The 13,141-nt window shown below is 62.1% G+C and carries 12 protein-coding genes; 9 read left to right on the forward strand and 3 right to left on the reverse strand.

What is annotated here, in order from left to right; genetic code table 11:
• The first annotated feature begins 54 nt into the window (after nt 1–54).
• From pyc to PMI07_RS06650, 5 genes are all read left to right on the forward strand, one after another.
• Nucleotides 55–3,516, forward strand: a complete 3,462-nt coding sequence (pyc, locus tag PMI07_RS06630) for a pyruvate carboxylase (protein WP_024163626.1) — start codon at nt 55–57, stop codon at nt 3,514–3,516.
• Nucleotides 3,517–3,839: 323 nt separating this feature from the next.
• Nucleotides 3,840–5,030, forward strand: coding sequence for an MFS transporter (locus PMI07_RS06635; RefSeq protein WP_007752570.1), 1,191 nt, complete (start codon nt 3,840–3,842; stop codon nt 5,028–5,030).
• 127 nt (nt 5,031–5,157) lie between these two features.
• Nucleotides 5,158–6,408, forward strand: a complete 1,251-nt coding sequence (gene ispG / locus PMI07_RS06640; RefSeq protein WP_007752560.1) for a flavodoxin-dependent (E)-4-hydroxy-3-methylbut-2-enyl-diphosphate synthase — start codon at nt 5,158–5,160, stop codon at nt 6,406–6,408.
• A 4-nt stretch (nt 6,409–6,412) separates the two neighbouring features.
• Complete coding sequence (gene hisC, locus PMI07_RS06645; RefSeq protein WP_007752558.1) at nt 6,413–7,477, forward strand: histidinol-phosphate transaminase; 1,065 nt, start codon at nt 6,413–6,415, stop codon at nt 7,475–7,477.
• A gap of 163 nt (nt 7,478–7,640) precedes the next feature.
• The gene (locus PMI07_RS06650) at nt 7,641–8,303 is read left to right on the forward strand and encodes an OmpA family protein (RefSeq protein WP_037085819.1); all 663 of its coding nucleotides are present in this window, start codon (nt 7,641–7,643) and stop codon (nt 8,301–8,303) included.
• Between the two features lie 29 nt (nt 8,304–8,332).
• Here the strand turns inward: PMI07_RS06650 and PMI07_RS06655 are convergent, their stop codons facing one another.
• The gene (locus tag PMI07_RS06655) at nt 8,333–8,974 is read right to left on the reverse strand and encodes a LysE family translocator (RefSeq protein WP_007759586.1); all 642 of its coding nucleotides are present in this window, start codon (nt 8,972–8,974) and stop codon (nt 8,333–8,335) included.
• Between the two features lie 19 nt (nt 8,975–8,993).
• Nucleotides 8,994–9,908: a polyprenyl synthetase family protein gene (locus PMI07_RS06660; RefSeq protein ID WP_007759583.1), complete on the reverse strand. Its 915-nt coding sequence runs from the start codon at nt 9,906–9,908 to the stop codon at nt 8,994–8,996.
• A 154-nt stretch (nt 9,909–10,062) separates the two neighbouring features.
• On the opposite strand from PMI07_RS06660, the gene mtgA reads away from it, so the two are divergent.
• The 4 genes from mtgA to PMI07_RS06680 all read left to right on the forward strand — a co-directional run bounded on the left by mtgA (nt 10,063) and on the right by PMI07_RS06680 (nt 12,387).
• Entirely contained in the window at nt 10,063–10,782 is a 720-nt protein-coding gene (mtgA, locus tag PMI07_RS06665; protein WP_051484097.1) for a monofunctional biosynthetic peptidoglycan transglycosylase, read from the forward strand.
• Between the two features lie 74 nt (nt 10,783–10,856).
• The gene (locus tag PMI07_RS06670) at nt 10,857–11,504 is read left to right on the forward strand and encodes a glutathione S-transferase family protein (protein ID WP_007759581.1); all 648 of its coding nucleotides are present in this window, start codon (nt 10,857–10,859) and stop codon (nt 11,502–11,504) included.
• A 149-nt stretch (nt 11,505–11,653) separates the two neighbouring features.
• Entirely contained in the window at nt 11,654–11,839 is a 186-nt protein-coding gene (gene rpmF / locus PMI07_RS06675) for a 50S ribosomal protein L32 (RefSeq protein WP_007759580.1), read from the forward strand.
• Nucleotides 11,840–11,979: 140 nt separating this feature from the next.
• A complete protein-coding gene (locus PMI07_RS06680; RefSeq protein ID WP_007759576.1) occupies nt 11,980–12,387 on the forward strand; it encodes a hypothetical protein in 408 nt (135 codons plus the stop codon).
• A 15-nt stretch (nt 12,388–12,402) separates the two neighbouring features.
• On the opposite strand, the gene phaR is transcribed toward PMI07_RS06680, so the two are convergent.
• Complete coding sequence (gene phaR / locus PMI07_RS06685; protein ID WP_007759574.1) at nt 12,403–12,978, reverse strand: polyhydroxyalkanoate synthesis repressor PhaR; 576 nt, start codon at nt 12,976–12,978, stop codon at nt 12,403–12,405.
• Nucleotides 12,979–13,141: the final 163 nt, after the last annotated feature.

Below are 13,141 nucleotides of genomic sequence, written 5' to 3' on the forward strand. Positions count from 1 at the left end.
AGTGATTTCCTTGCAGTGCAGCATTTTTCTCGATGGCGCGTGGGGAGATCCGTCTTGTCGATTTCGAAGATACTGGTTGCCAACCGCTCGGAGATAGCGATCCGGGTTTTCCGTGCGGCCAATGAGCTTGGCATCAAAACGGTTGCGATCTGGGCGGAGGAGGACAAGCTCTCGCTGCATCGCTTCAAGGCGGACGAGAGCTATCAGGTCGGCCGCGGCCCGCATCTTTCCAGGGATATGGGGCCGATCGAGAGCTATCTGTCGATTCCGGAAGTGATCCGCGTCGCCAAGCTTTCCGGTGCCGATGCCATTCATCCGGGCTATGGGCTGCTGTCGGAAAGCCCGGAATTCGTCGAGGCCTGCAACGATGCAGGGATCATCTTCATCGGCCCGCGGCCGGATACGATGCGCCAGCTCGGCAACAAGGTGGCGGCCCGCAACCTGGCCATCTCGGTCGGCGTGCCGGTGGTGCCGGCGACCGAGCCGCTGCCGGACGACATGGCGGTCGTTGCGAAAATGGCCGAGGAAATCGGTTATCCGGTGATGCTGAAGGCCTCCTGGGGCGGCGGCGGACGTGGCATGCGCGCCATCCGCGATCCGAAGGACCTCGCCAGGGAAGTCGTGGAAGCCAAGCGCGAGGCGATGGCCGCCTTCGGCAAGGACGAAGTCTATCTCGAAAAGCTCGTCGAGCGCGCCCGCCACGTGGAGAGCCAGATCCTCGGCGATACGCACGGCAATGTCGTGCATCTGTTCGAGCGCGACTGTTCGATCCAGCGCCGCAACCAGAAGGTCGTCGAGCGTGCGCCGGCACCCTATCTGTCGGAAGCCCAGCGGCAGGAACTGGCGGGTTATTCGCTGAAGATCGCCGCGGCGACCCATTATGTCGGCGCCGGCACGGTCGAGTACCTGATGGATGCCGACAGCGGCAAGTTCTACTTCATCGAGGTGAACCCGCGCATCCAGGTCGAGCATACGGTGACCGAGGTCGTCACCGGCATCGATATCGTCAAGGCGCAGATCCATATCCTCGAGGGTTTTGCGATCGGCACGCCGGAATCCGGCGTGCCGGCTCAAGCTGACATCCGCCTCCACGGCCACGCGCTGCAATGCCGCATCACCACCGAAGATCCGGAGCATAACTTCATCCCGGATTACGGGCGCATCACCGCCTATCGTTCGGCCGGCGGTTTCGGCATCCGTCTCGACGGCGGCACGGCCTATTCGGGCGCGATCATCACCCGCTATTACGATCCGCTGCTGGTCAAGGTAACGGCTGCCGGCACCACGCCGCAGGAGGCGATCGACCGCATGGACCGGGCGCTGCGCGAATTCCGCATCCGCGGCGTCGCCACCAACCTGACCTTCCTCGAAGCGATCATCGGTCATCAGAAATTCCGCGACAACACCTATACGACGCGGTTCATCGACACGACGCCGGAACTGTTCGAGCAGGTGAAGCGCCAGGACCGCGCCACCAAGCTGCTCACCTATCTCGCCGACGTCACCGTCAACGGTCATCCGGAAACCAAGGGCCGGCCCGCACCTTCCGAACACGCCGCAAAGCCGATCCTGCCCTATATCAACGGCCCGATCCCGGACGGCACCAAGCAGCTGCTCGACACGCTCGGGCCGAAAAAGTTCGGCGAATGGATGCGCAATGAAAAGCGCGTGCTGATGACCGACACGACGATGCGCGACGGCCATCAGTCGCTGCTGGCGACCCGCATGCGCACCTATGACATCGCGCGGGTGGCGGGCGTCTATGCGCGGGCGCTGCCGAACCTGTTCTCGCTGGAATGCTGGGGTGGGGCGACTTTCGATGTTTCCATGCGCTTCCTCACCGAAGACCCGTGGGAACGCCTGGCAATGATCCGAGAGGACGCGCCGAACCTGCTTTTGCAGATGCTTCTGCGCGGCGCCAACGGGGTCGGTTACAAGAACTATCCCGACAACGTCGTCAAATACTTCGTCTCCCAGGCCGCCAAGGGCGGCATCGACCTCTTCCGTGTCTTCGACTGCCTCAACTGGGTCGAGAACATGCGCGTGTCGATGGATGCGATCCAGGAGGAGAACAAGCTCTGCGAGGCGGCGATCTGCTATACCGGCGATCTCCTGAATTCCGCGCGCCCGAAATACGACCTCAAATATTACGTTTCTCTGGCCGAAGAGCTGGAGAAGGCGGGCGCGCATATCATCGCGCTGAAGGACATGGCCGGCCTCCTGAAGCCGGCTGCGGCAAGGGTGCTGTTCAAGGCGCTGCGCGATGCCACTTCGCTGCCGATCCATTTCCATACGCATGACACCTCGGGCATCTCGGCCGCGACGGTGCTTGCCGCGGTGGAGGCTGGCGTCGATGCGGTCGATGCGGCGATGGACGCGGTGTCCGGCAATACCTCGCAGCCCTGCCTCGGCTCGATCGTCGAGGCGCTGTCGGGCTCCGAACGGGATCCGGGTCTCGATCCCGAATGGATCCGCCGCATCTCCTTCTACTGGGAAGCGGTGCGCGGCCAGTATGCCGCCTTCGAAAGCGACCTCAAGGGGCCGGCCTCGGAAGTCTATCTGCACGAAATGCCGGGCGGCCAGTTCACCAACCTCAAGGAACAGGCCCGTTCGCTCGGGCTTGAAACCCGCTGGCACAAGGTCGCCCAGACCTATGCGGACGTGAACCGGATGTTCGGCGACATCGTCAAGGTGACGCCGTCCTCCAAGGTGGTCGGCGACATGGCGCTGATGATGGTCTCCCAGGACCTGACGGTTGCCGATGTCGAGAACCCGGCCAAGGACATCGCGTTTCCCGACTCCGTCGTATCGATGCTGAAGGGCGATCTCGGCCAACCGCCCGGCGGCTGGCCGGAAGCGCTGCAGAAAAAGGCGCTGAAGGGCGAGGCGCCCTATACGGCGGTGCCCGGCTCGCTTCTGGCCCCGGCCGATCTCGACGCCGAGCGCAAAACGATCGAGGACAAGCTGGAGCGCAAGGTCAACGACTTCGAGTTCGCCTCCTACCTGATGTATCCGAAGGTGTTCACCGACTTCGCGCTGGCGTCGGATACCTACGGCCCGGTCTCGGTTCTGCCGACGCATGCCTATTTCTACGGGCTCGGCGATGGCGAGGAGATGTTCGCCGACATCGAGCGCGGCAAGACGCTTGTGGTCGTCAACCAGGCGATGAGCGGCACGGATGCGCAAGGCCTGGTCACCGTGTTCTTTGAGCTCAACGGCCAGCCGCGCCGCATCAAGGTGCCGGACAGGGCGCATGGTGCTTCCGGCAGTGCGGTCCGCCGCAAGGCGGATACCGCCAATGCCGCCCATCTCGGCGCGCCGATGCCCGGCGTCATCAGCCGCGTCTTTGCGACAACCGGCCAGGCGGTCAAGGCCGGCGACGTGCTCCTGTCGATCGAGGCGATGAAGATGGAAACCGCCCTGCATGCCGAAAAGGATGGCACTATCGCCGAAGTCCTCGTCAAGGCCGGCGACCAGATCGACGCAAAGGATCTGCTTATCGTCTATGGCGGCTGATTTCAGCCGCCATGCCGGCCTGCGCGGACTTTCCGGCCGAGCCTTTCCCCGAAAATAGCTATCAGCCGGCGCCCCCGACCAGGGGTGCGTCGGCCCTGCCGTTCGTAGCCGACAGATCGCCCAGATCCTGAAAACGAGCGCCTTATATGATGCGGATTGTGACCGATCGGAACCAAAGTTTTCGAGCGTGGTCAATTGCCGCGAACTTTTCTTTCCGTTGTGGGTTTCGCCTCGATACAATTTGTGAGAGGCAGGACGTCTTCGCAGCGTTGCAAATTCAATCGATTTAAATATGTTCGCGGCGATCGAGAAGGAACTTGCCCATGGATAGTCGCGCGCCCTCCAACGCTTCCTCCGGCTCACGAACGTTCATCACCCGCGAAAGAGTGGCCGTGTCGCTGCTCTTCCTGATGAACGGCTTCATGGTCGGCGCCTGGGCGCCAAAAATTCCGGAATTCGCAAGTCGGCTGGGCTTGAGCGAGAGCTCGCTCGGGTTGATGATTCTGACTTTTGGGCTCGGATCTCTGCTGATGATGCCGATTGCCGGCAGCCAGATCGCCCGTTTCGGATCGAGCCAGGTTTCCAAATATACGTCGGTGCTGCTCACTCCGACATTGCTCCTCCTCACCTGGGTCGGCAGCATCTGGTCCGGCGCGTTCGCCATATTCTTGTTCGGCGGCCTGATCGGGGCGATGGACGTGGCGATGAACGCCAATGCGGTCTCGGTGGAAAAAAACATGCGGCGGGCGATCATGTCGTCCTGCCATGCCTTCTGGAGTCTCGGCGGATTGCTGGGATCCTCGACGGGCGGATTCCTGATCGAACACATCGGCGTTTCCGCGCATGCCATCCTGGTCACGGTACTTGCAGCATTGATGATCATTGCTGCCTGGCGGATCGTTCTGCACGATGCACCCCATCCGGACGAAGCCAGGCATGGCGGAAGCCGCCTGCCGCGTTCGCCGCTGCCCTGGCTGATCGGCATCATGGCGCTGTTCTGCATGATCCCGGAAGGCGCGATCCTCGATTGGGGTGCGCTCTACCTCCGAAACGAGTTGGCGGCTTCCGTCACGCTGTCCGGCTTCGCATTCGCTGCGTTTTCGCTGACCATGGCGACGATGCGGTTTGCCGGCGACCTGATCCGCGACCGTTTTGGCGCGGTGAAGACGCTGCGGGTCTGCGCCGTCATTTCGATCTTCGGCCTGCTGCTGATCGGCTTTGCGCAGAATGCGCCGATGGCGATCGCCGGCTTTGCCCTGACGGGCATCGGCATTTCCAACATCGTACCGATCGCTTTCTCGGCCGCCGGCAACCTGCCGGGCATGGCGGCCGGCGTCGGCCTCTCGGTGGTCACGACCATGGGTTATTCCGGCATCCTGGTCGCGCCATCGGCCATCGGCTTCATTGCCGAACATACCGGCCTTGCGATCATCTTCGCCGGCCTTTCGGCGCTGATCGTCGTGGTGCTCATACTCTCGCCTTTGGCCAGACATGCGGATACGGCGCATCACTAGGCTGCGTCAGCCTGCCGGGCTGGAAGCGAGAAGGTCGACGCGATAAAGTGAGTGTCGCGGCGGTTGACAAGCCGTAAGCCATACGCCACCTGAAAGACGCTTCATTCCCAAGCCGACGAGACTTCCGATGACCGCACCCATCGACTACGACCCGAAACCGCGCCGCGCCACAGTCGCCGTCGATGTCGGCGGCGTCATTGTCGGGGGAGGGGCGCCAGTCGTCGTGCAGTCGATGACCAATACCGATACCGCTGATATCGATAGCACGGTCGCCCAGGTCGCAGCGCTCTACAAGGCCGGCTCCGAGCTCGTCCGCATCACCGTCGACCGCGACGAGAGCGCTGCCGCCGTTCCAAAAATCCGTGAACGCCTGCTGCGGCTCGGCATGGACGTGCCTCTGGTCGGCGATTTTCACTATATCGGCCACAAGCTGCTCGCCGATCACCCGGCCTGCGCCGAGGCGCTCGCCAAATACCGCATCAATCCGGGTAATGTCGGCTTCAAGGACAAGAAGGACAAGCAGTTCGCCGACATCATCGAGATGGCGATCCGCTACGACAAGCCGGTTCGCATCGGCGTCAACTGGGGTTCGCTCGACCAGGATCTCCTGACCACGCTGATGGACCGCAACGCGGCGGATAGTTCGCCGCTGTCGGCCCGCCAGGTCATGCATGAGGCGATCGTCCAGTCGGCGCTGATCTCCGCCGAGCTTGCCGAGCAGATCGGCCTGCCGCGCAACCGCATCATCCTGTCGGCCAAGGTCAGCCAGGTGCAGGACCTGATCGCCGTCTATTCGATGCTCACCGAGCGCTCCAACCATGCGCTGCATCTCGGGCTGACCGAGGCCGGCATGGGCTCCAAGGGCATCGTCGCCTCCTCGGCTGCCATGGGCTACGTGCTGCAGCACGGGATCGGCGATACGATCCGTGTTTCGCTGACGCCGGAGCCGAACGGCGACCGGACCCGCGAAGTGCAGGTGGCGCAGGAACTGCTGCAGGTCATGGGGTTCCGCCAGTTCGTTCCCGTCGTCGCCGCCTGTCCCGGTTGTGGCCGCACCACCTCGACGGTGTTCCAGGAGCTTGCCCAGAACATCCAGAACGACCTGCGCAAGAACATGCCGGTCTGGCGCGAGAAATATCCCGGCGTCGAAGCGCTCAACGTCGCGGTCATGGGCTGCATCGTCAACGGTCCCGGCGAGAGCAAGCATGCCGATATCGGCATCTCGCTGCCAGGCACCGGCGAAACGCCGGCAGCACCTGTCTTCATCGACGGCAAGAAGGCGCTGACTTTGCGTGGCGTGAACATCGCCGCCGATTTCGAGAAGCTCGTCATCGACTATATCGAGCAGCGTTTTGGCCAACGCACGGCTGCAGAATAATTCCATGAGCCAATACTGGTCGCCGATCGTCAGCCGGCTTACGCCCTATGTCGCGGGTGAACAGCCGCGCGTTGAGAATCTCGTCAAGCTCAATACCAACGAGAACCCCTATGGGCCTTCTCCGAAGGCGGTTGCCGCGATACAGGCAGCGGCCGACGATGCCCTTCGGCTTTATCCGGACCCGTCGGCAACCGCATTGCGCGAAGCGATCGCCGCGCGTTTCGGCGTGCAAGCGGATGAAGTGTTCGTCGGCAACGGTTCGGACGAGGTGCTGGCGCACACGTTCCAGGCGCTGCTGAAGCACGACAAGCCGCTGCTTTATCCGGATATCACCTACAGCTTCTATCCGACCTATAGCCGGCTCTACGATATCGACGTGGTCGAAATCCCCCTCGATGAAGGTTTCCGGGTCCGGCTCTCCGATTACGAACGTCCGTGCGGTGCGATCATCATCCCGAACCCGAATGCGCCGACCGGCGTCGGTTTGTCGCTTTCGGAGATCGAGACGCTGGTGGCCGCGCATCCCAACGTGCCGGTGGTGGTGGACGAGGCCTATATCGATTTCGGCGGCGAGACGGCCGCGAGCCTGATTGCCCGCTATCCGAACCTTCTCGTCATCCAGACGCTGTCGAAATCCCGGTCGCTTGCCGGCATGCGCGTCGGTTTCGCGCTCGGCCAGCGGCACCTGATCGATGCCCTGGAACGGGTGAAGGACAGTTTCAATTCCTATCCGCTCGACCGGTTGGCGCAGGTTGCGGCGACGGCCGCGGTCGAGGATGTCTCGTGGTTCGAGGCCTGCCGGCAGAAGATCATCGCGACGCGCGACCGTGTCAGCGCTGAATTGTTCGCGATGGGTTTTGAGGTTCTGCCGTCGCAGGCGAACTTCGTCTTCGCCAGGCATCCCACTTTGCCGGGCGCAGACGTCTATTCAGCCCTGCGGGCCGAAGGCGTGCTGGTCCGCCACTGGAACAAGCCGCGCATAGCCGACTATCTGCGCATCTCGATCGGCACGGATGCCGAATGCGACCGGCTGCTCGAAGTCCTGAAAGGCCTGCCGGTCGCCGGCTGATCCGCGCGTTTTTCGCTGTACCGGATTTTTTTCGCCGAGTGTCTTGATCGGCACCGTTTTGGTCGCCCCTCTGGTTCATAACGAAGATGCGCCGGCCTCCTCGTTATTGCCGCAATTCATGGTAAATGAGGTGGCACCACTGACGACGGGGACGTTTATTTACATGCTCAAGAAAATCGCAATCGTCGCACTTTGCGCGACCTATCTTTCCGCCTGCACCACGACCGACCCTTATACGGGCGAGCAGAAGGTTTCCAATACAGCCGGCGGCGCAGCCATCGGCGCGGGTCTCGGCGCGCTTGCCGGCGGCTTGACTGGCGGGCGCCATGCGGGCCGCAATGCGCTGATCGGTGCCGGGATCGGCGCGCTCGCCGGCGGCGGGATCGGCGCCTATATGGACAATCAGGAAGCGGAGCTGCGCGCCCAGCTGCAGGGCACCGGTGTTTCGGTGACCCGCGTCGGCGACCGCATCATCCTCAACATGCCGTCGAACATTACGTTCGCCACCGACCAGGACCAGGTGATCCCGCCCTTTTACCGGACGCTCGATGCCGTCGCGATCGTGCTGAACAAGTTCAACCGCACCCTGATCGACGTCAACGGCCACACGGACTCGACCGGCAGCCTGCAGCATAACCAGGCTCTCTCCGAACGCCGTGCCGCTTCCGTCGCGAACTATCTCGGAAGCCGCGGTGGTGTGGACCAGCGCCGCATGTCGACGATGGGCTTCGGACCGTCACAGCCGGTTGCCTCCAACGCGACCTCGGATGGCCGCGCGCAGAACCGCCGCGTCGAAGTGGCGATCGCGCCGATCACCCAGGGCTGATCATAAAGGTCTGATGAAAGGCGAGCCGCTCAGATGCGGCTCGTCAGCAGCTTCAGGCCGGCGACGCTGTAGAACACCGCCATCGTGCCTTCGACCCAGCGTCGCGCGGCCTTGTAGCCGCGCAGCGCATGGGACGTCGAAAAGACCATCGCGTAGGTGGTGAAGATCAGCATGCTCGAGCTCATGCAGACGGCGATGATCAGCAGGATCGCCGAGGTCGGCGCATTGTCCGGCAGGCCGAGCGAAATGATCGCCAGCCAGGCAAAGATCGCCTTCGGATTGGTGACGTGGACCGCGTAACCGCGCAGCCAGAGCTGGCGCGCTGTATAATTCGTTTTCGCATTGCCGAGGGCGACCTTGGAATCCGGCAGGCGCGCGGACTTGTAGGCCTTCCAGGCCAGGTAGATCAGATAGATCCCGCCGAGCACCTTCATGATCTCTAGCGCGATCGCATAGTTGCGGAGCAGTGCCGCAAGACCGAGCGCTGCGGCGCAAGCCCAGGTGAAAGAACCGCAGGCGATGCCGAGCGCCGTGATCAGGCCGGCGCGGCGGCCTTGCGAGATCGAGGTGCCGATGATGGCGAAATTGGCCGGGCCCGGGCTCGCGACATTGATGACATAGGCCACATAGGCCGGCCACATGTAGGGCAGATAGCTCAGGACGTCCGGCATTCTCTTTTCCTATCCCTTTTCAGTTTTCCCGGCTGACGATGAAGCGTGCCGTCTCCTGCAGAATGGACGCCTTTTCGCCGTAGGGCGCAAGTAGTTCCATGGCTTCCTTCGTCAGAATATCGAGCCGGCCTTCCGCCCAGGCTATGCCGTGCAGGGCGACGAGCGTGCCCTTGCCGCGTCCGGCATCCTTGCCCGTCGCCTTGCCCATGGTTGCGGCGTCCGAAGTCAGGTCGAGCAGATCGTCGGCGAGCTGGAAGGCGAGGCCGATCTTCTGGCCGAAGAGCCGCAACCTTTCGCGATGCTGTGGCTCAGAGCCGGCGATGATCGCGCCCGCCTCGCAGGCAAAGCGCAGCAGCGCACCGGTCTTCATCGCCTGCAATATGGTGATGCCGGCCTCGTCGGGGGCCAATTTTTCCGCGGCGAGATCAAGCGCCTGGCCGCCGGCCATGCCGCCCGGTCCCGCAGCGCGAGCAAGCGAGAGGACGAGTTCCGTCTTCAGCCGGTCGGCGAGCGCGGTTTCCGGCGCGGCGACGATGTCGAAGGCGTAGGTCAGCAGGCTGTCGCCGGCGAGGATCGCGGTCGCCTCATCGAAGGCCTTGTGCACGGTCGGCTGGCCGCGGCGCAAGTCGTCATTGTCCATCGCCGGCAGGTCGTCGTGGATCAGCGAATAACAATGCAGGCATTCCAGCGCGACGCCGACCCGAAGTGCCGCATCCGCCGGGCCGCCGAGCAGGGCGGCACTCTCGCGGACAAGGAAGGGCCGCAGCCGCTTTCCGCCGTTCAGCGACCCGTGCCGCATGGCGGCCATCAGATGCGCCGGGCGGGTCGTCTCGTCGGAAAGAGGGGTATCGGACAGGAGAGACGAAAGCAGGGCTCCCGTCTCGGCGGCGCTCTGCCGCAGGCGTGTTTCGAATGCCGTTTTCGCGTCCGTCATGGCCGCTGTTTGGCATGCCGAGTGTTGGCTGGCAACGGCGATTCACCAGGACACGCGAAGTTTTCGGCGCCAGACTCGCCTTGGCCACTTTGAACGGTTATGAAACTCAAAACGAGGAACGAGTGCGATATTGGACATCACACCCGAACAGCAGGTGCAGGAGGAGCCCGTGAGGCCCCGCTGGCGACGGCGCCCGGTTTCCGGAACTCTGATCCGCCGGATCGTGCTGATCGCGATCGCGCTGGTGCTGCTGCCCTATCTGCTGATCTTCGTCTACGCGCTGCCGTTCACCCGCCCGGTCTCGACGCTGATGCTGTCGGAACTCGCGCTGTTTCGCGGATACGACCGGCGCTGGGTAAGCCTCGAAGAGATCTCGCCCAATCTCGTCCGATCGGTGATGATGTCCGAGGACGGCCAGTTCTGCTTCCATGGCGGCGTCGACTGGAACCAGATGCGCGGCGTGGTCGAGGATGCGCTCGATGGCGAGGCGACGCGGGGCGCCAGCACCATTCCGATGCAGACCGCCAAGAACCTCTTCCTCTGGAACGGTCGCTCCTTCATCCGCAAGGGGCTGGAACTGCCGTTGGCGCTGGGTGCCGATTTCGTCTGGTCGAAGCGACGGATGATGGAGATCTATCTCAACATCGCCGAATGGGGGCCGGGCATCTATGGCGCGGAGGCAGCGGCGCAATATCATTTCAAGGTGCCGGCTTCGAAGCTGAGCGCCCGGCAGGCTGCACTTCTCGCTGTCGCGCTCCCCAACCCGATCACCCGCGTCGCCGGCAAACCGAGCCGCGGCGTGCAGCGACTAGCCGGCGTGGTCGAGAGCCGAGCCCGCGGTTCTGGGGATTACATCAAATGCATTTATGATTGAGGTCTCCCGATTTCATTGGTCGCGTCCGGCTAAGGCCATTATGAGGCTTAGTGAACCAACCGGAGATGTGGCGCATGGAAAAGCTTACCCTTTATATCGGTAACAAGAATTACTCCTCCTGGTCCCTCCGCCCCTGGATTGCGCTGACGGCGGCGGGCATTGACTTCGAGGAAGTGCTGATCCCCTTCGATTTCCCGGCCGGCAATCCGAAATTCAAGCCGATCTCGCCGACCGGCAAGGTGCCGGTGCTGCACCAGGGCGATATTCGCGTCTGGGAATCGCTTTCGATCGTCGAATATGCCGCAGAGCTTTTCCCGAACAACGGCATCTGGCCGAAAGCCGCTGCCGACCGCGCCGTGGCGCGTTCCATCTCGATGGAGATGATTTCCGGCTTCCGGGCGTTGCGCAATGCCTGCCCGATGAACATGCGCCGGCCGAAGGCGAGGATCGCCCTTGCCGACGGCGTGATGGATGACGTGGCCCGCATCGAGACGATCTGGCGCGAACTCAGGGCGAAGTCCGGCGGGCCGTTCCTGTTCGGCGAATTTTCCGGAGCAGATGCGATGTTTGCGCCTGTCGTCAGCCGCTTCGACGTTTATGACCTGACGACGGATGCGGAGACGCTTGCCTATATGGCGGCGATGAAATCCCATCCGGCCTGGCTCAAGTGGCAGGAGGCGGCGCTTGCCGAAACCTGGATCGTGCCGGAGGACGAGGCTTAAGCCGCATATTTCTCAAAAAATCCCGGCAGGGACTGGTCAAAGCCCGGTAGGGCATGTATAAGCCGCCCAAATTTCCGAGATCGAGACATGTCCAATCGGCCTCAGTTCCGGCCGGGGATTATGTTTTGCACGCAAGTGGAGTAACGAAAATGGCTGTACCGAAGAGAAAAACGAGCCCGTCGAAGCGCGGTATGCGCCGCTCCGCAGACGCACTCAAGGCTCCGACCTATATCGAAGACAAGAATTCCGGCGAACTGCGCCGCCCGCATCATGTCGATCTGAAGACCGGCATGTATCGCGGTCGTCAGGTTCTGACGCCGAAGGAAAACGCATAAGCGTTTTCTGACTTCTATTGCATCAAAGGCCGGCTCTGCTGGCCTTTTTTGTTGCGCAATGATTTGTTTAGTTGCGCAAAGACTTGCGTAAGCAAGGCGAGAACGTACAGTCCGGCCCATCCGATTGGAGTCTTGAGACCATGCTTGCCGCATTACCGCTGATGATCATCCCGTTCGTTCTCTACAATCTCGCCATGCTCGGCATTCTGGGCGGCGGCGGGGTCGCGTCGCTCGGCAACGTCATCAGTTCGTTGCAGATGGTGTCCGGGGCGGTGTGGACGATGACACTCGGCGACGTGATCATCGTGATCTCGCTGGTCTTCCTGTTCGTGGAAATCCTCAAAGCCAGTCGCAACGGCCGCGGTTCGCTGATCAACCACATGCTGTCGATGCTGGTTTTCATCGCCTATCTGGTCGAATTCCTGCTGGTGCGGGATGCTGCGACGCAGATCTTCTTCATCCTGATGACGATCACCTTCGTCGACGTGATCGGCGGCTTTGCGGTTGCGATCCGCTCGGCCGGCCGTGACGTGTCGATCGGGCTCTGACGAGAATCGCCAGTCTCAGAGATTATCGAGACGGCTCTGCAGGTTGCGGAGCTGTTCCTTCAGCTCGTCGATATCCTTGGCATCGGTCTTCTTGGCGGCGGTTACCGCAGGCTGCGCCGTGAACGGCGAGAACATCTGCATGGCCTGGCGGAACATGTCCGTGTTGCGGCGCACCTGTTCTTCCATCATCTGGATCGGCATCTGCAGGTTCTTGCTGAGCGGCGTATCGCCGAAGGCGCGCGTCATCTGCTCGCGCATCTGGACCTGCTGGTCGGTAAAGGCCTTCATCGAGTGTTCGAGAAAGGTCGGCACCACCATCTGCATCTGGTCGCCGTAGTAGGAAATCAGCTGCCGCAGGAAGGAAATCGGCAGCAACGTGTTGCCGGTCTTCGATTCCTGCTCGAAGATGATCTGCGTCAGAACCGAATGGGTTATGTCGTCGCCGCTCTTGGCGTCCTGAACGGTGAACTCCTCGCCCTTCTTCACCATCTTCGCCAGGTCTTCCAGCGTCACATAGGTGCTGGTGCCCGTGTTGTAGAGGCGCCTGTTGGCATATTTCTTGATTATGATTTCGCCTTCGGTCTTCGCCATGATTGCCTCCTGCTCCCAACAATATGGTTTGGTCATTATCGATTGGCATGCTTCTCCCGACAGGAATGTAAGCCTAAATGACGAGGACTTACAATCGATTTGTGCGGCGCGGCGATTGCTTTGTTGCGCAGCAAACCCGTGAAATCTAACGGGCATTTTCGAA

Origin of the sequence: Rhizobium sp. CF080, assembly GCF_000282095.2 — a bacterium.
Taxonomy (GTDB): Bacteria; Pseudomonadota; Alphaproteobacteria; order Rhizobiales; family Rhizobiaceae; genus Neorhizobium.

Coding starts and splice junctions, on each gene's coding strand:
- PMI07_RS06635 (WP_007752570.1), top strand. CDS start 3,840: ATGGATAGTCGCGCGCCCTCCAACGCTTCCTCCGGCTCACGAACGTTC.
- ispG (WP_007752560.1), top strand. CDS start 5,158: ATGACCGCACCCATCGACTACGACCCGAAACCGCGCCGCGCCACAGTC.
- hisC (WP_007752558.1), top strand. CDS start 6,413: ATGAGCCAATACTGGTCGCCGATCGTCAGCCGGCTTACGCCCTATGTC.
- PMI07_RS06650 (WP_037085819.1), top strand. CDS start 7,641: ATGCTCAAGAAAATCGCAATCGTCGCACTTTGCGCGACCTATCTTTCC.
- PMI07_RS06655 (WP_007759586.1), bottom strand. CDS start 8,974: ATGCCGGACGTCCTGAGCTATCTGCCCTACATGTGGCCGGCCTATGTG.
- PMI07_RS06660 (WP_007759583.1), bottom strand. CDS start 9,908: ATGACGGACGCGAAAACGGCATTCGAAACACGCCTGCGGCAGAGCGCC.
- PMI07_RS06670 (WP_007759581.1), top strand. CDS start 10,857: ATGGAAAAGCTTACCCTTTATATCGGTAACAAGAATTACTCCTCCTGG.
- rpmF (WP_007759580.1), top strand. CDS start 11,654: ATGGCTGTACCGAAGAGAAAAACGAGCCCGTCGAAGCGCGGTATGCGC.
- PMI07_RS06680 (WP_007759576.1), top strand. CDS start 11,980: ATGCTTGCCGCATTACCGCTGATGATCATCCCGTTCGTTCTCTACAAT.
- phaR (WP_007759574.1), bottom strand. CDS start 12,978: ATGGCGAAGACCGAAGGCGAAATCATAATCAAGAAATATGCCAACAGG.